At 62.2% G+C, this 26,209-nt stretch carries 26 protein-coding genes and 1 pseudogene; 7 read left to right on the top strand and 20 right to left on the bottom strand.

The genetic code is table 11. The annotated features are described in order from the left end of the window. Window positions 1-2: 2 nt before the first annotated feature. A complete protein-coding gene (locus tag EEQ99_RS18710; protein ID WP_127430906.1) occupies window positions 3-566 on the bottom strand; it encodes an acyloxyacyl hydrolase in 564 nt (187 codons plus the stop codon). Between the two features lie 122 nt (window positions 567-688). Further along, window positions 689-2,107 (bottom strand): aminotransferase-like domain-containing protein, encoded by a 1,419-nt coding sequence (locus EEQ99_RS18705; RefSeq protein ID WP_047609998.1) that lies wholly within the window; start codon window positions 2,105-2,107, stop codon window positions 689-691. Between the two features lie 81 nt (window positions 2,108-2,188). Here EEQ99_RS18705 and EEQ99_RS18700 point away from each other — a divergent pair, with 81 nt between their 5' ends. After that, entirely contained in the window at window positions 2,189-2,446 is a 258-nt protein-coding gene (locus tag EEQ99_RS18700) for a DUF1127 domain-containing protein (protein WP_028758058.1), read from the top strand. A gap of 316 nt (window positions 2,447-2,762) precedes the next feature. Here the strand turns inward: EEQ99_RS18700 and EEQ99_RS18685 are convergent, their stop codons facing one another. The 7 genes from EEQ99_RS18685 to EEQ99_RS18655 all read right to left on the bottom strand — a co-directional run bounded on the left by EEQ99_RS18685 (window position 2,763) and on the right by EEQ99_RS18655 (window position 8,727). Next, complete coding sequence (locus EEQ99_RS18685; protein ID WP_127430905.1) at window positions 2,763-3,155, bottom strand: hypothetical protein; 393 nt, start codon at window positions 3,153-3,155, stop codon at window positions 2,763-2,765. A gap of 84 nt (window positions 3,156-3,239) precedes the next feature. Beyond that, a complete protein-coding gene (gene purQ, locus EEQ99_RS18680) occupies window positions 3,240-3,911 on the bottom strand; it encodes a phosphoribosylformylglycinamidine synthase subunit PurQ (RefSeq protein WP_127430904.1) in 672 nt (223 codons plus the stop codon). Further along, window positions 3,908-4,462: an RNA 2'-phosphotransferase gene (locus tag EEQ99_RS18675; RefSeq protein ID WP_127430903.1), complete on the bottom strand. Its 555-nt coding sequence runs from the start codon at window positions 4,460-4,462 to the stop codon at window positions 3,908-3,910. Before EEQ99_RS18675 ends, purQ begins: the two co-directional genes overlap by 4 nt. Window positions 4,463-4,506: 44 nt before the next feature. After that, entirely contained in the window at window positions 4,507-4,749 is a 243-nt protein-coding gene (purS, locus tag EEQ99_RS18670) for a phosphoribosylformylglycinamidine synthase subunit PurS (RefSeq protein WP_012757626.1), read from the bottom strand. A 15-nt stretch (window positions 4,750-4,764) separates the two neighbouring features. Further along, the gene (gene purC, locus EEQ99_RS18665) at window positions 4,765-5,529 is read right to left on the bottom strand and encodes a phosphoribosylaminoimidazolesuccinocarboxamide synthase (protein ID WP_003568927.1); all 765 of its coding nucleotides are present in this window, start codon (window positions 5,527-5,529) and stop codon (window positions 4,765-4,767) included. A 250-nt stretch (window positions 5,530-5,779) separates the two neighbouring features. Continuing rightward, a complete protein-coding gene (locus EEQ99_RS18660; RefSeq protein WP_127430902.1) occupies window positions 5,780-8,077 on the bottom strand; it encodes a putative bifunctional diguanylate cyclase/phosphodiesterase in 2,298 nt (765 codons plus the stop codon). Between the two features lie 92 nt (window positions 8,078-8,169). Continuing rightward, entirely contained in the window at window positions 8,170-8,727 is a 558-nt protein-coding gene (locus EEQ99_RS18655) for an RBBP9/YdeN family alpha/beta hydrolase (protein ID WP_028758349.1), read from the bottom strand. Window positions 8,728-8,902: 175 nt separating this feature from the next. Between EEQ99_RS18655 and EEQ99_RS18650 the strand changes: the two genes are divergently transcribed. Continuing rightward, a complete protein-coding gene (locus EEQ99_RS18650) occupies window positions 8,903-9,709 on the top strand; it encodes a DUF2189 domain-containing protein (RefSeq protein ID WP_047611582.1) in 807 nt (268 codons plus the stop codon). A gap of 129 nt (window positions 9,710-9,838) precedes the next feature. Then, window positions 9,839-10,318 carry a low affinity iron permease family protein gene (locus EEQ99_RS18645; RefSeq protein WP_127430954.1) on the top strand — a complete coding sequence of 160 codons (480 nt, stop codon included), beginning with the start codon at window positions 9,839-9,841 and terminating at the stop codon, window positions 10,316-10,318. Window positions 10,319-10,408: 90 nt separating this feature from the next. Here EEQ99_RS18645 and purB read toward each other — a convergent pair whose 3' ends face one another. From purB to EEQ99_RS18620, 5 genes are all read right to left on the bottom strand, one after another. Beyond that, complete coding sequence (gene purB / locus EEQ99_RS18640; protein WP_028758352.1) at window positions 10,409-11,716, bottom strand: adenylosuccinate lyase; 1,308 nt, start codon at window positions 11,714-11,716, stop codon at window positions 10,409-10,411. A gap of 69 nt (window positions 11,717-11,785) precedes the next feature. Next, the gene (locus EEQ99_RS18635) at window positions 11,786-12,271 is read right to left on the bottom strand and encodes a hypothetical protein (RefSeq protein WP_088930350.1); all 486 of its coding nucleotides are present in this window, start codon (window positions 12,269-12,271) and stop codon (window positions 11,786-11,788) included. A 32-nt stretch (window positions 12,272-12,303) separates the two neighbouring features. Further along, window positions 12,304-13,029 carry a DUF2259 domain-containing protein gene (locus EEQ99_RS18630; RefSeq protein ID WP_127430901.1) on the bottom strand — a complete coding sequence of 242 codons (726 nt, stop codon included), beginning with the start codon at window positions 13,027-13,029 and terminating at the stop codon, window positions 12,304-12,306. Then, entirely contained in the window at window positions 13,026-13,703 is a 678-nt protein-coding gene (gene rpe, locus EEQ99_RS18625; RefSeq protein WP_127430900.1) for a ribulose-phosphate 3-epimerase, read from the bottom strand. Before rpe ends, EEQ99_RS18630 begins: the two co-directional genes overlap by 4 nt. A gap of 66 nt (window positions 13,704-13,769) precedes the next feature. Next, entirely contained in the window at window positions 13,770-14,852 is a 1,083-nt protein-coding gene (locus tag EEQ99_RS18620) for an ABC transporter substrate-binding protein (protein WP_127430899.1), read from the bottom strand. A 180-nt stretch (window positions 14,853-15,032) separates the two neighbouring features. On the opposite strand from EEQ99_RS18620, the gene EEQ99_RS18615 reads away from it, so the two are divergent. Further along, window positions 15,033-15,527, top strand: coding sequence for a flavin reductase (locus EEQ99_RS18615; RefSeq protein ID WP_127430898.1), 495 nt, complete (start codon window positions 15,033-15,035; stop codon window positions 15,525-15,527). A 37-nt stretch (window positions 15,528-15,564) separates the two neighbouring features. Beyond that, window positions 15,565-15,881 (top strand): annotated as a pseudogene (locus tag EEQ99_RS18610) (TfoX/Sxy family protein). On the opposite strand, the gene EEQ99_RS18605 reads toward EEQ99_RS18610, so the two are convergent. From EEQ99_RS18605 to EEQ99_RS18585, 5 genes are all read right to left on the bottom strand, one after another. Next, window positions 15,882-16,304 carry an NUDIX domain-containing protein gene (locus tag EEQ99_RS18605; RefSeq protein ID WP_127430897.1) on the bottom strand — a complete coding sequence of 141 codons (423 nt, stop codon included), beginning with the start codon at window positions 16,302-16,304 and terminating at the stop codon, window positions 15,882-15,884. Between the two features lie 8 nt (window positions 16,305-16,312). Next, complete coding sequence (locus EEQ99_RS18600; protein WP_047609983.1) at window positions 16,313-17,830, bottom strand: DEAD/DEAH box helicase; 1,518 nt, start codon at window positions 17,828-17,830, stop codon at window positions 16,313-16,315. 157 nt (window positions 17,831-17,987) lie between these two features. Next, window positions 17,988-19,307 carry a peptidoglycan DD-metalloendopeptidase family protein gene (locus EEQ99_RS18595; RefSeq protein WP_127430896.1) on the bottom strand — a complete coding sequence of 440 codons (1,320 nt, stop codon included), beginning with the start codon at window positions 19,305-19,307 and terminating at the stop codon, window positions 17,988-17,990. 106 nt (window positions 19,308-19,413) lie between these two features. Continuing rightward, window positions 19,414-20,241, bottom strand: a complete 828-nt coding sequence (locus EEQ99_RS18590) for a ferritin-like domain-containing protein (protein WP_047609980.1) — start codon at window positions 20,239-20,241, stop codon at window positions 19,414-19,416. Continuing rightward, window positions 20,238-20,711, bottom strand: a complete 474-nt coding sequence (locus EEQ99_RS18585; protein WP_063475236.1) for a peroxiredoxin — start codon at window positions 20,709-20,711, stop codon at window positions 20,238-20,240. Before EEQ99_RS18585 ends, EEQ99_RS18590 begins: the two co-directional genes overlap by 4 nt. A gap of 124 nt (window positions 20,712-20,835) precedes the next feature. On the opposite strand from EEQ99_RS18585, the gene EEQ99_RS18580 reads away from it, so the two are divergent. Beyond that, window positions 20,836-24,234: a YhdP family protein gene (locus EEQ99_RS18580; protein ID WP_127430895.1), complete on the top strand. Its 3,399-nt coding sequence runs from the start codon at window positions 20,836-20,838 to the stop codon at window positions 24,232-24,234. Window positions 24,235-24,452: 218 nt separating this feature from the next. After that, window positions 24,453-24,737, top strand: a complete 285-nt coding sequence (locus EEQ99_RS18575) for a hypothetical protein (RefSeq protein WP_028758365.1) — start codon at window positions 24,453-24,455, stop codon at window positions 24,735-24,737. A gap of 139 nt (window positions 24,738-24,876) precedes the next feature. On the opposite strand, the gene tyrS is transcribed toward EEQ99_RS18575, so the two are convergent. After that, on the bottom strand, window positions 24,877-26,133 hold the full coding sequence (gene tyrS / locus EEQ99_RS18570; RefSeq protein ID WP_047611578.1) for a tyrosine--tRNA ligase: 1,257 nt from the start codon (window positions 26,131-26,133) through the stop codon (window positions 24,877-24,879). Between the last annotated feature and the right edge of the window lie 76 nt (window positions 26,134-26,209).

The raw sequence follows: 26,209 nt of genomic DNA, 5'->3' as shown, positions 1-26,209 counted from the left end.
ACTCAGAACTTATAGCCGATCTGCAGGCCGGCGCGGGTCATGCCGTCGTTCGGGCCGTCGCAGAGATTGGCATGCGAGGAGTGGGCAACCTGGGCCATCACGTTCCAATTGCGGGTGAAACGGTAGCCGGCGCCCAGATATTCGTGGAAGAGGACGCGACAGCCGAGTTCCGGACCGTCATCATCACCCTCGAGATCGCCGGTATGGATGACGCCGCCGAAGCCGGCTTCGGCAAAGAGCTTCTCGTTGAAATCGACCGTCCAGGTGAAACCGGTGAAGAACTGAGTGGCCTCGCCTGACGTGCCGATCGACGTGCCGAGATGGATACGGGGATGCAGCAGCTGCTGCCAGCCGACCGCCGCGTCGTAGCCGAAGGGATCGAAGAGAGCGGTAATCTCCGGAAAGACGCCGTTTTCCCTGGAATGGCCCGATTGTACCGAGGTCGAGACGCCGAAGCGCAATTCATCGAATATCTGCTCGCCGGCCGTTGCCGAACCCGCGGCTGTCGCTGCCACGGATGCCATGCCCAAAAAACGCAACGCGATCCTTCCGTAATCGAGCCTCATTTGCTGTCCTTTGATTCGCGTCAGACGGGAACAACAAAGGCGTAACATGGACATCGAGCCGCTAAAGCACCTCGAAGAAGCTTCGGCGTTTTTTCCGATTTATGGCGTCGATTTGCAACACGTCATATTTCACCGTCATAGGCGGAGCCGCCATTTTCCAGCAGGCGGCGCAGGATCATCAGGCCCGAAATGAGTTCCTGCCCTGTCTTCGGCGAGGAAAAACCGATGCGGACGCGGTGATAGGTTTTCTCGCCGCGGGCTGCCTTGAACTCATCCTCGTCGTCGACGAGCACGCCGTCGCGATAGGCGGCGTTCTTGAAGGTGCCGGACATCCAGGGTTCGGGCAGTTTCAGCCAGAGGAACGGCGCATGCGGGTGCGATTCGAAATCGAAGCCCTGCAACTGCTCGCGGACGAGCCGGACACGCCGGGAGAGTTCCTCGACACTTGCCTTGCGGATTTCGTGCGCCGTGCCGCTTTCGACGAGACGTGCGCAGGTCTCCGCCAGGATGAAGGGCAGGCCGCCGGTGATCATCCTGTGCGTCACCTTGATGCGCTGGGCAAAATGCGGCGGGCAGGCGACCCAGCCGCCGCGCACACCGGCGGCGACCGATTTCGACAGGCCGTTGACAAGAAAGGTGCGATCGGGCGCAATCGAGGCGAGCAGTGGCGTGTCGTCATCGGCCATGCCGCCGTAGAGATCGTCCTCGATCAGCCAGACGCCGTGCTTCCGAGCGATCGCAGCGATTGCCACCCGCCGCTCATAGGGCATGATCGCCAGCGTCGGATTGTGGACGGTCGGCATCAGGAAGGCGATCTTCGGATGCTGCTGCTGACAGAGCCGCTCGAAATCCTCGGGAATCACGCCGAGTTCATCGGAATCGACCGTCAGCGTGCGCCTGCCGAGCAGGCGAGCACTGCGGCTGACCTGCGTGTAGGTGAGGTCCTCGAAGACGATCTTGTCGCCCGGCGCCGAGACGGCCGAGATCACTGATATCGCCGCCGCATGGGCGCCGAGCGTCGGCACGACGTTCTCGACCTCCGGCGTCCAGCCGCTGCGGGCAAGCCAGAGGCGGCCGGCCTCGAACCAGTTGCGCGGGAAACTCCGGGAATAGGAGGAAATTTCGGACAGATGCTGTTCGCCGATCTCGGCGAGGATGCCCGCTATGACCTTGCCCTGACCGAGATCGGGCGCGGCCGTCGTGTCAAAACGGATCTTGTTGGCAGGTGCATCCTGGACGCGGGTGCCGCCGAGCGAGACGGTCAGCGGATCGATCTGCTCGCCGGGCGGCGTTTCGGAGCGGTTCAGTACATAGGTGCCGCGCCCCACTTCGCCGGCGACCAGGCCCCGCTCATGCACCAGCGCATAGGCGCGGCCGATCGTGCCGATTGTCACGCCGATATCATAGGCAAGATTGCGCTGCGGCGGCAGCTTGCTGCCGGCGGGCAGGGCGCCGCTTGATATTGCGGATTCAATGCTGTCGGCGAGCCGGAGATAGACCGGCCCGGAACCGCGGGAAATATCGGGAAGCCAATTTGTCATGGTGACAATTGTATATATTGGCACATTGTATCGGTCAAGCGTATGAGTCAATTCCAACGACAAGCCGTGAGGATTCCTGGAATGTCTGCCTTACCCGAGATCAAAATGCCGATTGTACCGATTGTCTCCTATGAGGACAGGAGACAGATCATTCTCCCCGACGTGCCCGCTGAGGCGACGACGCGGCTCGGCCGGATCTGGGCGGCCACTCTTCTCTGGCATCAGAAGCGGGAAGGCCGGCGTGCGCTGAGAAACCTGACGGCGAACGAGCTCAAGGATATCGGCGTGTCGCAGTCCGATGCGGCGCGCGAAGTCAGCAAGTCGTTCTTCTGGGACTGAAGGTGCTTTCCGAACGGATCATGCTTTCGGAACTGAACGGGGCGATTAGAGCCCTTCCGGGTTAGATTGCAGCATTCTGCCGGAGCAGGTTTTCGTCAGGGCAAAGGCGATTGGCGAAGGGCATACCTCTTGGTACGTCCGAGCCGATCGCCTTTGATCCTGGCGGAAAGATGCCTGGCCCTTCGGGTTGGCTGAAACGGGCCGGCTGATCGACCGGCCGGCTTGGCCGTAGAGCCGGGCTACGACGCGCGCCGGCCGGTCGACCATCCGACTCCGTTTGAGCCAACAGAATGCTGCAAGCTAACCCGGAAAGGCTCTAGCTGCAGGCCTTGTTGCCTGCCGACCAGCGATTGACGTCGGCGGCGATGCGGCCCGCGACCGGCTCCTGCATCATCGGCCCGAAGGCCTGGAGACGCGAGGGGCTTCCCTCAGCCTGCACGACGAGCAGCGGCCGGCTTTCCGGGCTGCCCTTGTGGACGACCAGGATGCGCGGCCGGCCGGAAAAGGAATTGAGTTCCGGTGCGAGCTTATAGGCGGCAAAAGCCGGATCGCCCGACTTGAACCAGCAGGCATTGGCGCCGAGCGCCACGCGTTCCATCGTCGGCAGCGCGCCACGGTTCGGGCCTGTCGTCGGTGCCGGCGTCTGGCAGGCTGCGACCATGGCTGCGAGAGCGGTCAACAGGGTGGCGTTTGCGAGGCGAGGGCGCATCAATCTTGCTCCAGATCCGGACGGAAGGATTTTCGGGTGCATGCCGTTGCCCAAAACCGCTACGCGCGGGGCAACGTGCAGGTCTCAGGCGGCGATGACGTCGAGCGCCGAAGCAAAGAGACCGCGGCCGTCCGAACCGCCATGGGCGGCTTCGATCAGGTTCTCTGGGTGCGGCATCATGCCGAGCACGTTGCCCTTTTCGTTCATCACTGCGGCGATATCGTTGATCGAGCCGTTCGGATTGGTGCCCTCGGCATAACGGAATACCACCTGGCCATTGCCTTCGATCGCAGCCAGCGTCGCTTCGTCGGCGAAATAATTGCCGTCATGATGGGCGATCGGGCAGCGGATGACTTGGCCCTGCGCATAAGCGCGGGTGAAATCCGTCTCGGCATTGACGACTTCGAGCTTGATTTCGCGGCAGACGAATTTCAGCGAGGAATTGCGCATCAGCGCGCCGGGCAGCAGGCCGGCCTCGACGAGGATCTGGAAGCCGTTGCAGACGCCGAGCACCTTCACGCCCTTCGCAGCCTTGTCGATGATTGCCTGCATGACCGGCATGCGGGCAGCGATCGCGCCGCAGCGCAGGTAATCGCCATAAGAAAAGCCGCCGGGGATGACGATCAGGTCGACATCGGGGATCTCGGTTTCCGTCTGCCAGATCGTCACCGGCTGTTGGCCGGAGATTTTGGCCAAGGCTGCGATCATGTCGCGGTCGCGGTTGAGGCCCGGAAGTTGAACGACGGCTGATTTCATGGGGTCCCTGCGTCTGGCGAAAGATATTGAACTGGAACGCTTTCGGCGAGCCATACTCCATTGTCGGAGACAATGAAAGAATGACCCTCTGAAAACATGCGGGCCGCGTCGACACGCAGGATGATGTATTCACCCTTGCGACGCATTGCGACGATTTTAGCCGTGTCGACATCTGCTGAGAGATGAACGTGGTGTCGCTGCATCTTCTTCAAGCCTTCGCGCTCGATCGACTGCCAGTTCGTCAGAGATGTGCCGTGAAATAGAGCGGCAGGCGGCTCAACCGGGTTCAATGCGAGATCGACGTCGACGCTATGACCTTGGTTTGCGCGAATTCTATTATCGGCGAGGGCGAAGCGCTTCTTCGGATTGTTTTCGACAATCTCGATAATATCGGCGCGGGAAACGTCGAATTTCGACGCCAACGCTTTTTCGAGCGCATCGAACGACACCCAACCCTCGCCATCAAGCGTCAAACCCGCGGCATCAGGCGCATGACGCAAAACGTAGCTCATATATTTCGAGACTTCCGTCTCCAGCTTTGCTTTCATCATGACGCCAAATCCTCAAGGTCCGCCGGAAGACGGGTCTGTGATCGTCAGTCGATCGCGATTGCGTAGTTCTCGATCACCGTATTGGCGAGCAGCTTTTCGCACATTGCCTTGAGGTCGGCCTCGGCCTTGCCCTTGTCGGCGCCTTCCAGTTCCAGGTCGAAGACCTTGCCCTGTCTTACATGGCCGACGCCCGAGAAGCCGAGGGCGCCAAGCGCACCCTCGATAGCCTTGCCCTGCGGATCGAGAACGCCGTTTTTCAGCGTGACGGTGACACGAGCCTTGATCACTTTGTCTTTCCTGCCTTACTTGACGAGAACCGGGCCGGTGCCGCGCACAGGCTCGTTTTCATTGATGATGCCGAGACGGCGCGCAACTTCGGAATAGGCTTCGAGCAATCCGCCGAGGTCGCGGCGGAAACGATCCTTGTCCATCTTCTCGTGGGTCTCGATATCCCAGAGCCGGCAGCTGTCCGGCGAGATCTCGTCGGCGAGAATGATGCGCATCAGATCGCCTTCGAAGAGGCGGCCGCATTCGATCTTGAAGTCGACGAGCTGGATGCCGACGCCGAGGAACAGGCCGGTCATGAAGTCGTTGACCCGGATGGCAAGCGCCATGATGTCGTCGAGCTCGGCAGGATTGGCCCAGCCGAAGGCAGTGATGTGCTCTTCGGAGACCATCGGATCGTCGAGCGCGTCGGACTTGTAATAGAATTCGATGATCGAGCGCGGCAGCACGACGCCTTCGTCGATGCCGAGGCGCTTGGCGAGAGAACCGGCGGCGACGTTGCGCACGACGATCTCCAGCGGGATCATCTCCACTTCCTTGATCAGCTGCTCGCGCATGTTGAGCCGGCGGATGAAATGGGTGGGGATGCCGATCTTGTTCAGATGGCTGAAGATATATTCGGAAATGCGGTTGTTGAGGACGCCTTTGCCATCGATGACTTCGTGTTTCTTCTTGTTGAAGGCAGTGGCATCGTCTTTGAAGAACTGAATCAAAGTACCCGGTTCCGGGCCTTCATACAGAATCTTTGCCTTGCCCTCGTAGATACGGCGGCGACGGTTCATCGTGGTCATTCTCTGTTGTTGGCGCTCTTGGGATAGCGCGAGTGGATCGATCTCGTGGCGTCCCCTTAAAGGAAAAGAGAGGGTTTCACAATCCGCCTGTCGCTCCTTCCATGGTTTCCGAATTTCCTGGCCCCGGTTTCCGATTTTACGGAATACCGCCAAGAGAATCGAATGAATTCGCAAGACGAGTCTAGCGCCTTTTCCTCTACGGTGGAATGAAGGCGAAATGGCGGGCCGCTTATGCAGGTGTTTATTTGGCGGCTCTGCTGCGCAGCGCGCGGCGAAGCTCAGTCTGCAAGGCGCGAGCGGCGATTTGCCCGTGGCGCCAGCTTCCGGCGCGGATGAAGGAGGGGATCTGCATGGCCGGCATCGGCCGGGCGAGCGCGTAGCCCTGCAGCGTGTCGCAGTCGAGTTCCTCGAGGATGCGGATGTGATCCGCCGTCTCGACGCCCTCGGCGATGACCAGGATATCAAGCGAGCGGCCGATATCGATGATCGAGCCGACGAGTTTGCGCTGCTCGGCCGATTGCGGCAGCATGCGGATCAGTTCGCGGTCGATCTTCAGCGTCTTGGGGCTTAGGCGCAACAGGCTGACGATCGAGGCATGGCCGGTGCCGAAATCGTCGATCTGGATGTCGATGCCGAGCTTGCGCAGCTTTTTCAGGTTGGCGGCTACCCCCTCGTCGCAATCGTCGAGCGAGATCGATTCCAGCAGTTCGAAGGAGATGGTGCCGGGCTCGATCTTCAGAGCGCGGAGCTTTTTGCCGAGATCGGGATCGGCGAGCCGCCTTGCGGAGACGTTGACCGATATCTTCGGAATCGAGAACCCGTCCTTGATCCAGGCGCTGCGATCGGCCAGCGCGCGTTCCAGGATCAGCGCGTCGATGGTCGAGACGACGTCGAGATCCTCGGCGATATCGAGGAAGCGGTCGGGCGTCAGCAGCCCGTGCACCGGGTGCTGCCAGCGCGCTAGTGTTTCGACGCCGGTGACATCGAGCGTGCGGGCATCGAACTGCAGCTGATAGAAGGGCACGAATTCATTGCGTTCGAGGCCGATCAGTATCTCGTCGGCGAGGTGCTTGGCGGAGATGGTGTCGCGGCGGTCAGACGCCGAGAAGAATTCGAAACGGTTGCGGCCCAGGCCCTTGGCCCGATAGAGCGCGATATCGGCGTCGAGCAGCATCTGCTTGGCGTCGAGCGTCGGCCCGCTGTCGACGGTGATGCCGATGCTGGCGCCGAAACGGCAGTCGTGCCCTTCATATCTGACGGGTTTGCGCAATTCGCGGATGACACGTTCGGCAAGGCCGGCGATCTTCTTCGATGCTGGATCGACGGCGCAGAGGATGACAAACTCGTCGCCGCCGATGCGGGCGACGAAATCGGCGGTTCGGACGGAATTCCTCAGCACGTTTGCGGCATGCTGCAGCATGGCGTCGCCGGCCCGGTGGCCGAGCGTGTCGTTGATCTGCTTGAAGCGGTCGAGATCGATATGCAGGATCGCCAGTGCAAGGTCCTTGGCCCGGCATTCGGCCGAGCGCTCGCCCAGCATCTTGTCGAGGTAGCGGCGGTTCGGCAGGCCTGTAAGGTAATCGTGCAGCGCCAGATGCTCGATGCTCTCCTTGGCGGCTTCGAGCTCGCGGTTGCGCGCTTCCGCCAGATCCTTGGCGCGCTGCAGCTCGTTGCGGAGCGCGGCCTCTTCGGTAACATCCCAGTTGGCGCCGATCAGTTTGCGGTTGCCATTGCCGTCGATGAAGAAGGCCGAGCGGGCGCGGATGACGCGTTCGGCGCCGTCGCCGCGGATGATGCGGTATTCCTGCTGGAAATCACTTCCGCTTTCGACGCTGCGGTCGGACAAGCCAAGCACGCGTTCCCGGTCGTCGGGATGCAGGCTTTTCGCCCAGGCGTCGCCGCCGATCTGACGCGGGGCGCCCTGCAGACCGTAAATGGCAATGAGGCGCTCGTCCCATTCGACGGTATCATGTTCGATATCGGCTTCGAAGACGCCGATGCGGGAAACCTCCAGCGCCAGATCGAGCCGGCGCGACAAACGCGCCAGCGTCTCCTCGGCCTGCTTGCGGGCGGTGATATCGGTATCCGTGCCGACGATGCGCGTCGGTACGCCGCTCTCGTCCCATTCCACGCAGGCACCGCGGCACTCGATCCAGATCCAGTGGCCGTCCCTGTGGCGCTCGCGATATTCGAAGATCTGGTAGTTGGGATCGCCGGCGTTCTGCCGGTCGATGGCATGGATGACGAAATCGCGATCGTCGGGATGAACGAGCTGCAGCCAGGCGTCGTAATCGCCGGCGGCTTCCTCGTCGGGCGCCATGCCGCGCATGGTTTTCCACGTCTGCGAGTAATATTTCCGATCGAGACGGTAGTTATGATCCCATACGCCAAGGCCCGAGCCGACGAGTGCGTGGTTCCAGCGGCTTTCCCGCTCCGCCAGGTCGGAATCGTCGGCCGCCCCATTGCCTATGCCTGCCTCAGCCGCTGCGGCTTCGCCATGCGGATCATCAGCCTCTCGAAGGGCTTTCTTCACGGGCATTCTCGCTTATTTCACCTCGGTGCAGTCTGCTGTCATTCCATTAAGAAAGACTTAGAAAGCACTTGCTCAACAAGCGAGAAGGCGGGTTTTCCTCACTCAGCGGAGAGCCGGCTGAGGAACTGGGCAAAGACCATGGTGCCTTCGGGCCAGGGACCGTGACCGGAATCGGCATTGATGTGACCGGACTCGCCGGCATCGACGAGGAAGGAGCCCCAGCTGCTGGCGATATCGTCGGCATGGTCGTAACTGCCGAACGGGTCGTTGCGGCTGGCGACCGTGATCGACGGGAAGGGCAGCGGATCGCGCGGATAGGGGCCGAAGGTCATCAGATGCTTCGGGCGGATGTCGGGATTGGCGACATCGGGCGGAGCAACGAGGAACGCGCCCGCCACCCGGTTGCGGAAATGCGGGATGGCGTGGATCACCGAGGGCACGCCCAGCGAATGGGCGACGAGAATGACCGGGCGGGTCGAGGCGTTCACCTCCTCGGCGATGCGGGCGATCCAGTCCTCGCGGACCGGCTTCGTCCATTCGACCTGTTCGACACGGCGCGCCGTGCTGAGCTTTGCCTCCCAGCGGCTCTGCCAGTGGCTCGGGCCCGAGTTGGTGTAGCCGGGGATGATGAGGATATCTGCGTCTGAGGCTTTCATAGTGCCGCCGATGTGAGAAAGCTTGGCCGAGATGTCAAGAGGGGATGCCAAGGGAGAGAGCGACAGGGCGGCTGAAACTTGTTATATTGCTCGAGTGCCGGTTGCGGATTTCGTGTCGGCTTGCCCGCCGATGCTGTCCGCCGCCGATCAGGTCTCGGCTGAGGAGGAGAAAGCCATGGCGGCATTTCATGTCATGACGGGTTCAAGTGAAAACTTTGTGCGCCCCGTCGTCAATCGCATCAGTATCGCCGACGTCTTCGACGCGCTGAAGCGCGGGTACGATGATTTCATGGAGAAACCGTCCCACTATGTGTTCCTATGCCTGATGTACCCGATCGCCGGCGTCTTCCTGACGCTGTGGACCTCGGGCGCCAACCTTTTGCCGATGGTCTTCCCTCTGATGGCGGGTTTCGCGCTGATCGGCCCGATCGCGGCGATCGGCCTCTACGAAATCAGCCGCCGGCGCGAGGCCGGCCTTGACACGTCCTGGACGCACGCGCTCGAAGTGCGCCATTCGCCGGCTCTGCCATCGATCGTGGCGGTCGGACTGATGCTCTGCGCTTTCTTTGTCGTCTGGCTGGTGACGGCGCAGACGCTCTACAGCAATCTGCTCGGCGAAGTGTTCCCGCGCAGCATGGCGGATTTCTTCAGCCAGGTCTTCGGCACGCCCCAGGGCATGCAGCTGATCATCTGGGGCAATCTCATCGGCTTCGTCTTCGCGCTCGTCGTGCTGGCGATGACCGTCATCACTTTTCCGTTGCTGCTCGACCGCGATGTCGGGGCGGTGGCCGCCGTCACGGCGTCGATCCGCGCGATGGTTCTCAATCCGGTGCCGGTGCTGCTCTGGGGCCTGATCGTCGCCGCACTGCTCGTGATCGGCACGATCCCGGTCTTTGCCGGGCTTGCGCTGGTTATCCCGATCCTCGGCCATGCGACCTGGCATCTCTATCGCAAGCTGATTGCGCGGGAAGCCGCCGCGTAACCAAGCCTCGCCCCCAGGGAATTCTCGAATCCCTGGGGAACCTCAAACCTGCCTCGGAGTTTTTTGCCAGAGCATGATGTCGTCGAGACCATGCTCTGGAGACGTCGAGGGAGGATTTCAGAGGTGGCGATAAAGCATCTGTTTGCCCGCTTCGCAACCAAGACATCAGAATGGGCGGGCAAGCCCGTTATCTTCATCCTGGCGCTCATCGCCGTTATCATCTGGGCCTGCCTAGGCCCGTTCTTCGATTATTCGGAAACCTGGCAGCTGGTGATCAATACCGGCACGACAATCATCACCTTCCTGATGGTCTTCGTATTGCAGAACGCCCAGACGCGCGACACGCGGGCGATCCAGGCCAAACTCAACGAAATCATCCTGACGAGCCACGCCGAGAACCGTTTCATCGGTATCGAGAACCTCGACGAGGAGGAGCTGAAGCGCCTCGACGAGTTGGTCGCCAAGGCCGCCAAGGGCAGGGGTGAGACGGAGGCTTGCAGGACAGAGGAGGCGGCGAAAGCGGCGCCTTTGAAAAAGGCCGCGGCACGCAAGCGCCCTGTTGCCGCCAAAGGAAACAAGCAGAAACAACGGCCGCTTGAGAAAAACTGAACCATCATCCGCTCTGCAATTGCAGAGAGCCAAAGGCAGAAATAAAACGGCGCCGGCGAGGGCGCCGCCATATCGTTGATTGCAGATCGCTCAGGCGTTGCCGAACACCCGCCGGAAAATCGTATCCACATGCTTGGTATGATATCCGAGATCGAATTTCTCCCGAATATCCTCCTCGGATAGCGCAGCCCGCACCTCGGCATCAGCCAGCAGCTCTTCGAGAAAATCCTTGCCCTGTTCCCAGACCTTCATGGCGTTGCGCTGCACCAGGCGGTAGGCATCCTCGCGGGAGGTGCCGGCCTGGGTCAGCGCCAGCAGGACGCGCTGGGAGTGGACGAGGCCGCGGAACTTGTTGAGGTTCTTTTCCATATTCTCCGGATAGACCAGCAGCTTTTCGATGACGCCGGCGAGGCGTGAGAGGGCGAAATCGAGCGTCACGGTCGCATCCGGACCAATCATGCGTTCGACCGAGGAATGGGAGATGTCGCGCTCGTGCCAGAGGGCGACGTTTTCCATCGCCGGCATGGCATAGGAGCGGACCATGCGGGCAAGGCCGGTCAGGTTTTCGGTCAGCACCGGATTGCGCTTGTGCGGCATGGCCGAAGAGCCCTTCTGGCCGGGCGAGAAATATTCCTCCGCCTCCAGCACTTCGGTGCGCTGCAGGTGGCGGATCTCGGTCGCCAGCCGCTCGATCGACGAGGCGACGACGCCAAGGGTGGCGAAATACATGGCGTGGCGGTCACGCGGGATGACCTGCGTCGAGACCGGTTCGGCCTTCAGGCCGAGCGCCTCGGCGACATGTTCCTCGACGCGCGGATCGATATTGGCGAAGGTGCCGACGGCGCCCGAGATGGCGCAGGTCGCGACTTCCTCGCGGGCGGCGACTAGGCGCTGGCGGCAGCGCTCGAATTCGGCATAGGCGAGCGCCAGCTTGACGCCGAAGGTGGTGGGCTCGGCATGAATGCCGTGAGAACGGCCGATGGTGACGGTGTCCTTGTGTTCGAAGGCGCGGGTTTTTAGCGCTTCGAGCAGGCGATCGAGATCGGCGATGAGGATGTCGGTGGCGCGGACCAGCTGGACGTTGAAGCAGGTATCGAGCACGTCGGACGAGGTCATACCCTGGTGGACGAAACGCGCATCCGGGCCGACGATTTCGGCAAGATGGGTGAGGAAGGCGATGACGTCATGCTTGGTGACGGCCTCGATCTCGTCGATGCGGGCAACGTCGAAGGTGGCGGCGCCACCTTTTTCCCAGATTGTCTTAGCCGCGGATTTCGGGATGACGCCCAGTTCGGCCAGCGCGTCGCAAGCATGCGCCTCGATCTCGAACCAGATGCGGAACTTGGTTTCGGGAGACCAGATGGCGACCATTTCGGGCCGGGAATAACGCGGGATCATGGGCTGCTGCCTTCACTTCAAGAGATTTGTTCAAGGTTGAAGCCCCTGTAGCAAAGACGGGCGGCAATCTCAACGCATGCGTTTGGCAAGATGATAGCTGCTGACGACAAGGCAGACGAGACCAAGCGGCAGGAAAAGACGCAGGCCGATCACCAGGAACTGGTAGACGGCGCTGATACTGGTGAAGACGAACTGGAAAGCCCAGATGATGCTGCCGAAGGGGGCGTGCCAGCGCGAATAGAAGATCCGGTATTCCATGGCGAAGAGGAAGGCGGTCATCGCAATCGTCGCTGCTGTCAGCGTCACGAAAAAAGCGGCAAAACGTGCTTCCGGCGGCCTGTCATAGGCAAGGAAGCGGGCGACCGGCAGGGCGAAGGGCCAGGCGAGCAGGCCGCCGAGGAAATAGAGTGTGGCGACCTCGGCTAGACGGCTCGTCTCCAGGCCGTTGCGCAGGTAAAGGCCGAGCATGGCGGCGGCGAGCATCTGCATGCCCCAAAGCAGCGCGCCGGCAATCAGATCAGGGTAGGGCGGCCGCGCAGCTCTTAGACGATCCATCCTCGGGCGATCCGTCCTGGGGCGATCCATGCTCAGGGATGAACCGGAACGGCGATCCAGCGTCCGTTCCTCTCGGCATCGAAGGCGAGGATGAGGGCGATGTGAACCTGATTTCCGGTTTCCGGCTGATAGACCATCGCGCCGCCGATCCGGTATTCGACCGAACATACCCGCTCAGTCGGAACGGCGGTGGCCTGGCGTGCCGCCTGGCGGTTCGGAGCGCCCTCCTTCTCGATCATCTGCAGGCTGAAGCCAAGCACCCGCTTGTCGATCGAAGCGCACTCCTTCGGCGTCGGCACCGGCATCTCGCCGAGCGAGAGCGTATAGGGTGATTTTGGCGGACCGTCGGTCGCAAGCGTCGTGTAACGGATCGTCTTCGAAGGAGAACCGAGTTCGGTCGGCGGATTGAAGGCGGCGATCAGGCCGGGATTGGTCAGGAGATCGTATTTGTCCATCTCGCCGCGTGCCGCCGTCAGGTTCTGCCGCCGCGCCTTGGAAAGATTGGCGTCCTTATCGGTCAGTTCGGTGCGAAACGGCGTGCCCTCGAGATACTGGCCGCTGCCGGTATTGACGAAATAGGTGTTGGAGTAGGGGACGCGGCCCTCCTCCTTGATGCCGAATTCCTGAAATCCGAAGACCTTGCCGTCGGCGGAAAAGCCGATCGGCTGGATATTGGCAATGTCTCCGGCAAGTGACATGCCGGGCAGGCCGGCAAGTGCGGCGGCAAGCACGCCGCCAATGATGAGACGCTTCTTCATGTTCGTGCCCCTTCGGCTGCCTGACGCAGATCGGCGATGGTCCGACGGTAAGCCTCGACCGTATCGCCCTTGAAAATTGCCGAGCCGGCGACGAGGACGTTGCCGCCCGCCCGGGCAATTGCCGGCGCCGTTTCCACAGTCACGCCGCCGTCGACCTCGAGTTCGATCGGCCGATCACCGATCAGTGACTTCGCCGCCGCGATCTTGGCCGCCATCGCCGGAATGAACTTCTGTCCGCCGAAGCCGGGATTGACCGACATGATCAGGATGAGGTCGACATCGTCGAGCACGTTCTCGATGGCGCTGAGCGGTGTCGCCGGATTGATCGTCACGCCGACCTTCTTGCCGAGATTGCGGATGGTCTGCAGCGAGCGGTGCAGATGCGGTCCGGCTTCGGCATGGACGGTGATCCGATCGCAGCCGGCCTTGGCGAAGGCTTCGAGATAATCGTCGACCGGCGAGATCATCAGGTGGCAGTCGAAGGTGGCTGATGTGTAGGAGCGCAGCGACTTGATGACATCAGGGCCGAAGGAGATGTTCGGCACAAAATGCCCGTCCATCACGTCGAGATGAATCCAGTCGGCGCCGGCGGCCGTTACGTCGCGCACCTCCTCGCCAAGCCTGGCGAAATCCGCCGCGAGGATCGAGGGGGCGATGCGAAGGGGCAGCGTCATCAAATCTTACTCCATATGGGTCGCCATTTGACTGCGGCGCCCTGATTCAAGGCTGGCGCGCGCCGCTCATTGCGTTGGCGCGGCGGGTGGAAAAAAGCCGTTGCCCCGCCATTCGAGCAGGCGGTAGGGGTTTTGCGAAAGTTCATGCGCGCCGGTGAAGGCCATCGTGCCGATCGGCGTCTGGAATGTCGTGCCGAGAAGCATCTCCTGGAGGGGTTTGCTCGCTGCAGCGGCGGCTTCCGCAGCCTGGCCGGCAATGAGTGCCGCGGCCAGTGACGGCAGGACATAACCTTCCGGCTCGATGCCTTTGGCGCGCAAAGCGTCGGCTGCAGCTGCGCTTTCCGGCCGAACGGTATATTCGGGCAGGGCAACGGCGCGCACGCCTGTAATCAGCGGCAGCGGCTGGTCGGCGGCGCGCATGGCATCGCCGCCGAGGATGGACAGCGGGATGTTCTCCGCCTTGGCGTCGCGGGCGATGACGGCAACGTCGTTGCGGTCGCCGCCGATGAAGACCCTGGTGGCGCCGGCCCGTTTCAGGCGGCGCACGAGAGCAATCTGCTGTTCCTGTCCCGGCCGATAGGTGTCGGTAAAGACCGGCTTCAGGCCGTTCTGCTCCAGCGCGTTGCGCACTGCTTCCGTCAGTTCTCGGCCATGGATGGTGCCGTCTTCGATCAGGGCGATCGGATCGGCGGCCCAGTCCTTCAGGATGATTTCGATGATCTTTGCCGCCTCGGCGCCGTCGGCGGGCGCTGCCCGGAAGAGCGGCCAGCCGTTCTTCAGCGCATCCTCCATCAGGATGCGGGAGCGCACGGAGACGGTGATCGCGGGAATGTTGGCGTCCTTCAGCTTCGGCAGTGCGCCTTCCAGCGTCTCGCTGCAGAGAAAGCCGATCGCGACCTGCACCTTGGCATTGATCAGCGCGTCGGCAATTGCTGCGCCGCTATTCTCTTCGCAGGTCTCGTTGATGGCGACCAGAGTATTGCCTGATTGTTGAATCTCGAAACCGGCGCCGGCGGCAATCTGGGCGCCGAGGAGGGCGAGCGTGCCGTTCTGAGGGGCGACGACGCCGATCGTCGCGCCTGCCGCATGGCTCGGCACGGCCGCTCCCAGCAGCGTCAGAAAGGCTGCTATGCCACGCAGGTTGATCATGAAAGGCGAAGATCCCTAGCCGTCGTCCATGCCCTTTTATCCGCAAGGCCGCGATCGTCAAAGAAAAACAAGCGCAACGCAGCGCTTTTCACCGGTCCTATTGTAGAAAAGGTAACCGATGCTCGCCATATTGGCGCGATAACAAGTCGATCGATGCAAAAGCGCGCACGGGAGAAGCAGGTGTTGAACAGGCAGCATATCGACCCCGGCCTTTATCGCGATGCCATGAGCCGTTATGCCGGCCATGTGCAGCTCGTGACGACGGCGATGGGCGAGTTGCGCCGCGGCGTCACCATCACCGCCGCCTGCTCGGTCTCGGATAATCCGGCCTCGGTGCTGATCTGCCTCAACAACACCAACCCGAAGAACGACATCTTTTTCAGGAGCGGCATCTTCGCCCTGAATACGCTCGGCGCCCATCATCAGGGCGTCGCCGATGCCTTTTCCGGACGCACGGCGATTGCCGATGACGACCGTTTCGCCAGCGCCCGTTTTGAGATGCTCGTCACCGGCGCGCCAGTCCTGGCCGACGCGCTTGCCGCCTTTGATTGCCGGGTGACCGACATCAAGGAAATGCCGACGCACAATGTCATCTTCGGCGAAGTCGCGGCCGTCCGCTTCAGCGAAAAACACCCGGCGCTCATCTATATGGACCGGGATTATCACGCGCTGTGATGAGAGCGCCGTGGCCGAGATTTCGAGGGAATAGAGAATGGACAATGCCGGGATCGAGGAAATGTTTCAGGGGCTCGGCCCGGTCACGGTCAAGCGCATGTTCGGCGGCAAGGGCATCTATCATCTTGGGCGCATCATCGCGCTCGAAGTGCGGGACGAGATGCTGCTGAAGGCCGATGAGAAGAGTGCCCCGGAATTTGCCGCTGCCGGCGCCACGCAGTGGAGCTATGAAGGCAAGAAGGGCAAGCCGGTGAAGATGCCCTACTGGTCGATCCCCGACGAGGCCTATGACGATCCCGATCTGATGGCGAATGGGTGCGGCTAGCCTATGAGGCGTCGCTTCGCGCCGAATGACTAGCTGCCTTCGGCAGTCGGCAAAGCCGCTATCGCCGCCTTGGTGAAGGCCGACAGCGGCTCGGGCAAGTCCGTCAGCGGAAACCAGCCGAAATCCGAAAGCTTGTCCGGTTCGGTCAATTGTGGTTCGCCTTCGATGTCACGGGCGAGATAGAGAACTGAAATCCAGTGCTGGCGATCGGCATCGATGATCTGCTCGGTCATGCCGATTCGTTCGATGCGCCCGATCGTCAGGCCGGTTTCTTCTTCGGCCTCGCGGCGCGCGGCTTCCTCGGCCGGCTCCATGTGATCGACCTTGCCGCCGACAATGTTCCAATAGCCGGCTTCAGGTGGGCGCATACGTTTGTAGAGAAGGATCCTGGCGTCGCGCAGAATCACCAGCCCGACGCCGAGACCCGGAAAATCGATACCGGGTCTGGCCATGGCAATGCTCAGACCTTGGCGCTGCCGGCGATCAGCATGAAAGCGGGGATATCGTCGCCGAAACCGATCGGGGTCGGGCCGTCGTCGTGGTCGCGATGGCGGCGGCGGTCGCGGCTGTCATCATTTGCCGGATAAGGCCGATTGTTGCGCGCGTTGTTCTGCGGCTTCTGCTCTGCTTTGCGCTCGTTCTTCACGATGTCGGCCTTTACTGGTGCTGCCTGGATCACTTGGACGTCATTATCCTGTATGTCGTTGTCAGATTTATGACTCGCGGCGCCACGACTGCCGCGGCCGCGGCCGCGATCCTTCTCGCCTCGATCGTCCCGACCGCCGCGCTCGCGGCTGTTGCGGCGCGGGCGTTCGCTGTCCTTGCCTTCTTCCGCCGGCGGCAGGGAATTCAGGTCACCGTTCTGCCATTCGACCTTTTCGCCGATCAGCTTCTCGATGGCGTCGACGAATTTGGTGTCGCGCTTGGTGACCAGGGTGAAGGCGGCACCCGAGCGGCCGGCACGGCCGGTGCGGCCGATGCGGTGGACGTAATCCTCGGAGTGAATCGGCACATCGAAATTGAAGACGTGGCTGACATCGGGAATGTCGAGGCCGCGGGCTGCAACGTCGGAGGCGACCAGCAGCTGGAGATTGCCGTCACGGAAGCTCTGCAGCATCATCGTGCGGGAGCGCTGGTCCATATCGCCATGCAGGGCGCCGACGGAGAAACCGTGGCGCTCGAGCGACCGGAAGAGATCGGCGACATCCTTCTTGCGGTTGCAGAAGATGATGGCGTTCTTCAGCTCGGTCTGGGCACGGACGAGTTCGCGCAGAACCGCACGCTTTTCGTAGTCCTTGCTGTGCGAGGCGACGAAGCGCTGCGTCACGGTCTTTGCGGCGGAAGCCGGCTTTGCGACCTCGATGCGCTCGGGATTCTGCAGGAACCGGTCGGCGAGCTTCTGGATTTCCGGCGGCATGGTCGCCGAGAAGAACAGCGTCTGACGGGTGAACGGGATCATCTTGGCGATGCGCTCGATATCCGGGATGAAACCCATGTCGAGCATGCGGTCGGCCTCGTCGATGACGAGGATCTCGACGCCGCTCATCAGGAGCTTGCCGCGCTCGAAATGGTCGAGCAGGCGGCCGGGCGTGCAGATCAGCACGTCGGCGCCGCGCTCGAGCTTGCGGTCCTGGTCCTCGAAAGAAACGCCGCCGATCAGCAGGGCGACGTTGAGGCGGTGGTTTTTGCCGTATTTCTCGAAATTCTCGGCGACCTGGGCGGCGAGTTCGCGCGTCGGCTCGAGGATCAGCGTGCGGGGCATGCGGGCGCGGGCGCGGCCCTTCTCCAGAAGCGACAGCATCGGCAGAACGAAGGACGCCGTCTTGCCGGTGCCTGTCTGCGCGATGCCGCAAATATCGCGGCGCTCGAGCGCAAAGGGAATGGCTCCCGCCTGAATGGGCGTGGGGATCGTGTAGCCCGCGTCGGCAACAGCGGATAGCACTTTTTGGCTCAAGCCAAGGTCAGCAAATGTCGTCAAAGGGAAAACTGTTTCCGTTCCGGTTCGGCCGAGCTCTGAACGAGTCGGCGGGATTGCATGCCGCAATGCAGCGCGACATAGCCCCGAATGGCCGGCAAGTCAAGAATTAGAGAGGCCGCACCCCGTGCAGAGTGAAGCGATGGTTACCGGGCGGGTATTACTTGATATAGGTGGCGAGTTTAAGGCCGGCATTCATGAAATATACTGGATCGACCGCGTGACCGTCCTGGCGCACTTCATAATGCAGGTGCGTGCCTGTCGAGCGGCCGGTGCTGCCGGCAAGGCCGATGACGTCGTTGCGGTCGACCGTGTCGCCGACCTTGACCAGCACCTCCGACATATGCCCGTAGCGCGTCGAGATGCCGTTGCCGTGATCGACCTCGACCATGTTGCCGTAGCCGCCGGTCCAGCCGGCCGAAATCACCCTGCCGGGCGCCGTCGGGCGGATCCTTTCGCCCGGCGAAAAGCGAAAGTCGATGCCGGAATGAAGCGCGAGACGGCCGAGGAAGGGGTCGCGGCGATTGCCGAAGGGGCTGGTCACTTCCTTGCCGACGGCGGGATTGCGGAAGGGCAGGGATTCGGCGGTGCTGCGCACGGCTTCGAGCCGGGTTAGCGCGCCGTCGAGGGCGACCAGCGAATTGTTGAAGTCGTCGTTGCTTTCAGGCTCGACATAGGGGCCGCCGACGGCATCGTCATCGTCTTTCCTGGCCGCGGTCTCGGGCATCGGGATCTTGAAGCGGGTCAGCACGGTCTCGATAGCGTTGGCGGCACTGCCGGCATCGCTCGTCAGCTGTTCGACCCGGCTGCGCTGGTCCTGTTCGACATCCTTCAGCGACAGCGTCACCTTGGAGAAGATCCGGTCGGCGCGGTCGCCGACGGTCTCCGCGGTCGGCACATAGGCAAGCGTCGAATTGTCGGGCGTCGCATCGGCGGGGGCGCCGCTTGCCAGCTGTTTCTCGATCGCCTGGATACCGCCGCCGTCAAGCGAAGCGCGCTTGTCTTTGATCTCGGGGGCATAAGACTGAACGGGGGAAGACGGCGCGGGCGGGGCGCCATCCTTCTCTGTCAGGCCGGAACTTTCGGCCCGATCGAGCAGATTGTCGAGCTTGCCATGGCGCGAGGTCAGCGCCATCTGCTGCTCCATCAGCTTGTCGACCTTGTCCTCGACCACCTGCTGGTCGAGAAGCTGGCGGGAGGTGATGCGGTCGACCTGAGCGCGAAGGGCGGCGATCCGGTCTTCATAGTCGTGCTGCATGCGGGCCTGGCGCGCCATGGTGGCGCCGATCAGGTCGTCGCGCAGCACGAGATAGGAGGTGGCGAGAAGATAGCCGATCGAGAACACGCCGATGAAGCAGAAGGCAAGGGCTGCCATCCACGGCCGGACCGTCATGTGGCGGACATTGTCGCCGCTTGCCAGGATGAGGATATGTTCCTGCGCCCGCCTGCCGAATACCCGGTGCTGATGTCCGCTGTTCACGCAGGCTCTCCCGATTGATGCTCTACGCCTCTTTCGGAAAATTAGACACGTTTATGGTTAATGAATGCTTTCATTGCCGTCGTACCCGGCAGAAATACTAGGCATTTCAAGCGTGGCTGATCGATGCCAGCGCGCGGTAGAAGGACGGCGTCAGCCCCGCCTCGGCACGGGCGAGATCATTGAAGGGCGGCTTCAGCGGTCCGCGGAAATTGGCGCGTACCAGTTCCTGGAAGGCTTTTGCCGGGTCGCGCTTCTCCCGCGCGCAGAGGAAGCGGAACCATTTGGCGCCGATGGCGACGTGGCCTTTCTCGTCGTTGTAGATGACGTCGAGCACCGCCGCACTTTCGAGATCGCCGGTTTCGCGCATCTTCGCCTGCAGCGACGGCGTGACGTCGAGGCCGCGGGCTTCAAGAATCAGCGGCACGACGGCGAGCCTTGCCGTCAGATCGTTGCGCGTCGAATGGGCAGCCTGCCAGAGCCCGTCATGGGCGGGGAGATCGCCGTAATCGGCGCCGAGATCGTTGAGTCTGGCGCGCACCATGCGAAAATGCTTCGCCTCCTCGAAAGCGACTTGCATCCAGCCGTCGAAGAAGGAATTCGGCACCTGCTCTGTCGCAAATCGCGCGACGATATCGAGCGCCAGATCGACGGCGTTGAGTTCGATATGGGCAATGGCATGCAGCAGGGCGATTCGCCCCTTGAGCGTATGCAGCGAGCGCTTCTTCACCTGGGTCGGCGGCGTCAGCTCCGGCTTGTCGGGACGGCCGGGCCTGTCCGGCAGGGCGGCATCGAGCGGCGAGCGCAGCGACACCCGGCGGGCGAACCAGCGGGTGGCGCTTTCCTGCGCAAGAGCCGTCTTGCGGTCGAGATCGGCGGAAGAGATCGCATCGATGGCGCCACCGCGCAGCGAGGTTATCGCCAGATGCCCGGTCACGCGGCGAGATTCCGCACGGCCTCGAGCACGGTTTCGGCATGGCCCTGCACCTTTACCTTCTGCCAGATGGTGGCGATGATGCCGTCCTTGCGGATGAGGAAGGTGGTGCGTTCGACGCCCATGAAATTGCGGCCATACATGCTCTTTTCTTTCCAGACGCCATAGGCCTGCAGCGTCGTCTTTTCCTCGTCCGAGGCGAGCGCCACCGAAAGACGGTGCTTCTTGACGAATTTGTCATGGCAGGCGGCCGAATCGGGAGACATGCCGATGACGGCGGCGCCCGCCGCATCAAACTCGGCTGCTAAGGCCGTGAAAGCCAATGATTCGGCAGTGCAGCCGGTCGTATCGTCCTTGGGATAGAAGAACAGCACGAGCGGCCTGCCGTGGAATTCGGCCAGCGAGACGCGGCCGCCGCCGTCGCGGGGAAGGTTGAAATCAGGGGCCGTGGCGCCGATGCCGGGAACCGCCATTGGGAAAACCTTTCTTTTGCCGGGTTTGTGGATGACACTTTCTCTCCCCGAATTATATAGTGGATGGAAACCCGTCCAGCATGGCCGGGTTCAATTCTTCACTAAAGGGAGAACCCGAGGGCGCATGTCAGCCATCCGCGGCGAAAAGGTCACGTTTCGCAAGAAGGATATCGTTGCGCTGGACCGCTTGCCGTCCGCCCAGGCCGAGGATCCGATCATCGTCCATTGCCCGCCGCCGCGTTCGCCGATGCGCCGCACGGCGAAGCTGACCTGCGGATTTCTGGGACTGATCCTTGTTATTCTGGCCGGCATTGTTTTCACCGTCGAGAGCGGCATGTTCGACAAACCGCTGTCGCAGCAGGCGCAGGCGGCGCTGAACGGCGTGGCCGGACCGCGCTACCGCGCCGAGGTCGGCTCCACCGTCATCCGCTTCACCTCGGGCTTACGTCTGGCGCTGGAAGCGCGCAACGTCAACATGATCGATCAGGAGAGCGGCCAGCATCTGTCGACGACGGGTTCGGTGCGCCTGGGGCTCGATCCGCTGCAGCTCTTCCGCGGCCGCATCGCCGTCACGGACATCGAGGCTGACGATATCGCGCTCGATACCGCGCTTCTGCCTTCCGGCAATCCCGTCAAGCTCGACGATCTGCGCATCGACGCCATGCCGGCGGCGATGGAGAGGATCTTCTCGCAGTTCGACATGTTCGACAGTATCGCCACACGCGGCTCGACGAATTCGGTGCGCATCTCCGGCATCGACATCAAGCTTGCCGATACCGCCAATGGCCCGCTGTCGCTTGTTATCGACAATCTGGTCTTTGCCCATGCCGGCCCGTCCTCGCTGCAATTGACCGGCGAGGTGGCGCTCAACGGCGAGGTGGCGGAACTCGACGTGCTGGCCGAGAAGGAAGACGGCCACGTCTCGAAGGTGGTGGCGGCGCTGAAGCATGCCGACCTCACGCCGTTCGCGCTGAAACGCAACGATCAGGGTGTGATACGGCAGGGGCTTAGCGCCTTTGTCGACATGACGGTGTCGGCCACCAGGGCGCGCGATGGCGCGCAGCCGGCGCTTGCGGCAACGGTCGATATCGATCCCGGCCTGATCTATGCGGACGGTGATCCGCAGGAGCTGTCGGGCGGGCAAATCAACCTCGTTTATGATTTCGCCAAGCAGACGATCGAGATTGCCCGGTCCAACGCCCGGTTCGGCGCGACCACGCTGCCGATCAACGGCGCGCTGATCGATCTCGACAAGCTCGACCCGCAGGCCGGCAAGGGCTTCGGCATCGACCTGCTGGTCAGCGGCGGCACGGCGGCCCCCGGCGGTTCCGGCGAGCCGCCTGTTGCCTTCGATATCCAGGCGACCGGGCGCTACATGGTCGCCGGCCGGGAATTCCGGTTTCCCAACATGACCGTTTCCAGCCCGCTCGGCGCGCTCTACGGATCGCTTGATATCAAGCTCGGCGACAAATCGCCGGAGATCAGCTTCGCCGGCCAGTCGTCGCAGCTGCAGACGACGGCGATCAAGCAGCTCTGGCCGTTCTGGATGGCGCCCAAGGTGCGCAACTGGGTGCACGGCAATCTCTTCGGCGGCACCGTCACCGACGCTTCCATTTCCGTTTTCATTCCCTTCGGCCGGCTGGACGAGGCAGCCGGCGGCAAGGGATTGAAGCTCGACGCCAACCAGATCCGCATCGGTTTCGACATCGCGGGGGCTCGGATGAACGTCGCCGGCGACATTCCGCCCATCCGCGACACGTCGGCACATTTCGACCTGACCGGCCCCGTTGCGACGATCGCGATCAAAAGCGGCACGTCCTATTTCCCCTCCGGCCGGTCCGTCGGTCTCGGGCAGGGGACATTCGTCATACCATCCGCCTATGACAAGCCGCTGATGGCCGATATCGATCTCGCGGTGTCCGGCGCGGCGGACGCGGTCGGCGAGCTTCTAACCTACAGGCCGATCCGGGTGCTGCAGCGCGCCGGCTTTACGCCCGACGATTTCAAGGGCCGGATCGAGGCGAATGTGAAGGCGCATTTCGGCCTGCTCTCCTCGCAGAACCCGCCGCCGGCCGAATGGGCGGCGGCCATGAAGCTCAGCGATATTGATCTCGCCAAGCCATTTTCCGGCCGTACCATCACCAATCTCGACGGCACGCTGAACGGCAATCCGAAACAGATCACGCTCGATGCCAAGGCCCAGATCGACGGCGTTCCGGCCGATATCGATCTTACCGAACCGGTTGAGGCATCCGACAGTGCGTTGCGGCAGCGGGTGATCACCGCGACGCTTTCCGAGGACCAGCGCAACAAGCTGATACCCGGCCTTTCGGGCATCATCGGCGGCAGCGTGAAGATGGTGCTGACGCGGATCGACAACGACCGGCAGGACGTCCAGCTCGACCTCACCAAATCGCTGCTCGAATTGCCTTGGATCGGCTGGTCGAAGGGCAGCGGCATTGCCGCCACAGCCGAATTTGAAACCTCCGGCCCGGCCGACAACACTCAGATCAAGAACTTCCGGCTGAAAGGCGACGGTTTCGGCGCCAACGGATCGCTCAATATCGGCAAGGGTGGGCTGACCTCGGCCGATTTCGACAGTGTCAAGCTTTCCTCGCTCGACGATTTCGCTCTCTCGGTGAAGCGCAGCAAAGGCAATTTCGACGTCTCGGTCTCCGGCGACAGCGCCGATGCGCGGCCTGTTATCGCGCGGTTGAAATCGGGCTCGGACGGCGATGGCGACGGGGATGGCGGCGACACCAGCGTATCGGTGCGCGCCCGGCTGAAAAACGTCATCGGCTTCAACGACGAGAAGGTCGGCAATTTCCAGGCGCAGATATCACTGCGCGGCGACAAGCTGCAGACGCTCAACTTTTCCGCCGTCACGGACAGCGGCGAGGCCGTGGTCAGCCAGATGAAGGACGGCGGCGTCATCAACATCACCAGCGGCGATGCCGGCGCGGTATCGCGTTTCGCCGATCTCTACCAGCACATGCAGGGAGGGTTGCTCAATCTGGCGATCCGGCTGGGGGCAGAGGGCGGCTGGGACGGCTCGCTCGATGTGCGCCGCTTCTCGATCGTCAACGAACAACGCTTGCGCTCGATCGTCTCGACGCCTGTCGGAAGTGAACAGCGCAGCCTCAACGAGGCGGTCAAGCGCGACATCGATACCTCGTCGCAGCGCTTCCAGCGTGGCTTTGCCCGCGTCGTTTCACGCAATGGCATGGTCGGAATCGAGAACGGCGTGCTGCGCGGCGACCAGATCGGCGCGACCTTCCAGGGCGTCGTGCGCGACCGCAAGGGCAATATGGACATGACCGGCACCTTCATGCCGGCCTACGGCCTCAACCGCCTCTTTGCCGAGCTGCCGCTGATCGGCGTCATCCTCGGAAATGGCAGCGACCGCGGCCTGATCGGCATCACCTTCAAACTGACGGGCAAGTTCGACCAACCGAACCTGCAGATCAATCCGCTGTCGATTATCGCGCCTGGCGTCTTCCGGCAGATCTTCGAGTTCCAGTGAGGCTGTGAAGGCCGGACGGCAGAGGTCGTGGCGAGAACGCCTAAATTCCTTTCCGCCTGAGTAGGATCAGCAAAACGCGCAAGCATCGACCCGATCAGAATCGATCCGAAGCCCGGTGTCGAAACGAGCGAACGACGCTTGGCCTGCTATTTTAGGGAAATTTGATGTAAGCTGCGTCTCCGGCCTTGGCAACGGCCGTTGCGATGTCGGAGGATGCCATGCAGTGCGCTCGGACAGTCTCTTTCGTATCGGTCGCGGTGATCGCCGCTGCGGTCGGCGGCCATGCTGCATATCCCGCCGAAAAGAGCGAGCGACTGAAGCCGCCGGAGCTCATCCGGTCGGCCCATGTGCTGACGGTTCCTCTCGACGCGATGATGACGCCGCCTGTCTTCTCGATCAGCTGGTGGTCGCGCGTCAAACCTGCTTCAGACGTCAATCCGCCAAGCTATGTGTTTCGAGAGGCTGAACGGACGGATGCGCCATCCCGGCCGGGAGTCGAGTGACCGTATGCGGTAGTGCCGCGAAACTCTCGGTACGCGCGGCTGTATCGTCAACTTCGCAAATGCCTCGACACCGCCGTCAGCGAAATCGAAAAAGCCGGCGCGGAGGCCGGCTTTCATATCTGTTCGGAATTGAGGCCGCTTACGCCGCGCGGCGGATCAGGATGTGCTTCTTCTTGCCGAGCGAGAGCTTGATGACGCCGTCGGTGGTGATTTCGCCGCTGTCGATCAGACGGCGTTCGTCGCTGACCGCCTCGTCGTTGATGCGGACAGCGCCGCCCTGGACGTGGCGGCGGGCTTCGCCGTTCGAGCCGGCGAGGCCGGCGCGGACCATCAGCGACAGCAGGCCGATGCCGCTATCGAGTTCGCCGGCCGGGATATCGACCGAAGGCAGGTTTTCCGAAAGACCGCCTTCCTCGAAGGTCTTGCGCGCCGTTTCGGCTGCCTGTTCGGCGGCTTCGCGGCCGTGCAGGATCGCCGTGACCTCGGTCGCAAGGATCTTCTTGACCTCGTTGATCTCCGAACCGCCGAGTGCCGAGAGGCGGGCGATTTCATCCATCGGCAGCGTCGTGTAGAGCTTCAGGAAGCGCGAGACGTCGGCGTCCTCGGTGTTGCGCCAGTACTGCCAGAAATCATAGGCCGAGAGCATGTCGGCGTTCAGCCAGACAGCGCCCGTCGCCGACTTGCCCATCTTGGCGCCCGACGATGTCGTCAGCAGCGGCGAGGTCAGCGCATAGAGCTGCGGTGTCCCCATACGGTGACCGAGGTCGATGCCGTTGACGATATTGCCCCATTGGTCGGAACCACCCATTTGCAGGCGGCAATCGTAGCGCTTGGCGAGCTCGACGAAGTCGTAGGCCTGGAGGATCATGTAGTTGAATTCCAGGAAGGACAGGGACTGTTCGCGGTCGAGACGCGTCTTCACGCTGTCGAAGGACAGCATGCGGTTGACCGAGAAGTGCTTGCCGACATCACGCAGGAATTCGAGGTAGTTCAGCGAGCGCAGCCATTCGGCATTGTTGATCATCAGCGCGTCCTTCGGACCGTCGCCGTAGTTCAGGTAATTGGAGAAGACGCGCTTGATCGAGGCGATGTTGCCTTCGATCGTGTCCACGGTCATGAGCTGGCGCGCCTCTTCCTTGAAGGAGGGATCGCCGACCATGCCTGTGCCGCCGCCCATCAGCGAGATGGCGCGATGACCGGTCTTCTGCATCCAGTGCAGCATCATGATCTGGATCAGCGAGCCGGCGTGCAGGCTGGGCGCCGTCGGATCGAAGCCGATATAAGCCGTCACGGTTTCCTTGGCGAACATGTCGTCGAGGCCGCGCTCATCAGAGATCTGATGAATGAAGCCGCGCTCTTTCAGCGTGCGGAGGAAATCGGACTTGAACTCGGACATGGCCTTCGTCTCTTGATATCTGCGCTCGCCCATGCGGGTCTCGCGCAAGTTCGTTGTTGTTGATCTGTCGCGGCGC

This window comes from Rhizobium anhuiense (assembly GCF_003985145.1).
GTDB lineage: Bacteria > Pseudomonadota > Alphaproteobacteria > Rhizobiales > Rhizobiaceae > Rhizobium > Rhizobium anhuiense.
Note: the sequence above shows the minus strand (reverse complement) of the source record. Positions and strands in the feature narration are given on the sequence as shown.

What these genes read in the sequence shown, in the direction of transcription:
- purC (WP_003568927.1), bottom strand. Translation starts at nt 5,529, where the DNA reads ATGAACCGTCGCCGCCGTATCTACGAGGGCAAGGCAAAGATTCTGTAT.
- EEQ99_RS18660 (WP_127430902.1), bottom strand. Translation starts at nt 8,077, where the DNA reads ATGCCCGTGAAGAAAGCCCTTCGAGAGGCTGATGATCCGCATGGCGAA.
- EEQ99_RS18710 (WP_127430906.1), bottom strand. Translation starts at nt 566, where the DNA reads ATGAGGCTCGATTACGGAAGGATCGCGTTGCGTTTTTTGGGCATGGCA.
- EEQ99_RS18630 (WP_127430901.1), bottom strand. Translation starts at nt 13,029, where the DNA reads ATGAAGAAGCGTCTCATCATTGGCGGCGTGCTTGCCGCCGCACTTGCC.
- purB (WP_028758352.1), bottom strand. Translation starts at nt 11,716, where the DNA reads ATGATCCCGCGTTATTCCCGGCCCGAAATGGTCGCCATCTGGTCTCCC.
- EEQ99_RS18655 (WP_028758349.1), bottom strand. Translation starts at nt 8,727, where the DNA reads ATGAAAGCCTCAGACGCAGATATCCTCATCATCCCCGGCTACACCAAC.
- EEQ99_RS18605 (WP_127430897.1), bottom strand. Translation starts at nt 16,304, where the DNA reads ATGGCCAGACCCGGTATCGATTTTCCGGGTCTCGGCGTCGGGCTGGTG.
- EEQ99_RS18585 (WP_063475236.1), bottom strand. Translation starts at nt 20,711, where the DNA reads ATGGCGGTTCCCGGCATCGGCGCCACGGCCCCTGATTTCAACCTTCCC.
- purQ (WP_127430904.1), bottom strand. Translation starts at nt 3,911, where the DNA reads ATGAAATCAGCCGTCGTTCAACTTCCGGGCCTCAACCGCGACCGCGAC.
- EEQ99_RS18705 (WP_047609998.1), bottom strand. Translation starts at nt 2,107, where the DNA reads ATGACAAATTGGCTTCCCGATATTTCCCGCGGTTCCGGGCCGGTCTAT.
- EEQ99_RS18635 (WP_088930350.1), bottom strand. Translation starts at nt 12,271, where the DNA reads ATGGATCGTCTAAGAGCTGCGCGGCCGCCCTACCCTGATCTGATTGCC.
- EEQ99_RS18575 (WP_028758365.1), top strand. Translation starts at nt 24,453, where the DNA reads ATGCAGTGCGCTCGGACAGTCTCTTTCGTATCGGTCGCGGTGATCGCC.
- EEQ99_RS18650 (WP_047611582.1), top strand. Translation starts at nt 8,903, where the DNA reads ATGGCGGCATTTCATGTCATGACGGGTTCAAGTGAAAACTTTGTGCGC.
- rpe (WP_127430900.1), bottom strand. Translation starts at nt 13,703, where the DNA reads ATGACGCTGCCCCTTCGCATCGCCCCCTCGATCCTCGCGGCGGATTTC.
- tyrS (WP_047611578.1), bottom strand. Translation starts at nt 26,133, where the DNA reads ATGTCCGAGTTCAAGTCCGATTTCCTCCGCACGCTGAAAGAGCGCGGC.
- EEQ99_RS18675 (WP_127430903.1), bottom strand. Translation starts at nt 4,462, where the DNA reads ATGATGAAAGCAAAGCTGGAGACGGAAGTCTCGAAATATATGAGCTAC.
- EEQ99_RS18580 (WP_127430895.1), top strand. Translation starts at nt 20,836, where the DNA reads ATGTCAGCCATCCGCGGCGAAAAGGTCACGTTTCGCAAGAAGGATATC.
- EEQ99_RS18700 (WP_028758058.1), top strand. Translation starts at nt 2,189, where the DNA reads ATGTCTGCCTTACCCGAGATCAAAATGCCGATTGTACCGATTGTCTCC.
- EEQ99_RS18620 (WP_127430899.1), bottom strand. Translation starts at nt 14,852, where the DNA reads ATGATCAACCTGCGTGGCATAGCAGCCTTTCTGACGCTGCTGGGAGCG.
- EEQ99_RS18685 (WP_127430905.1), bottom strand. Translation starts at nt 3,155, where the DNA reads ATGCGCCCTCGCCTCGCAAACGCCACCCTGTTGACCGCTCTCGCAGCC.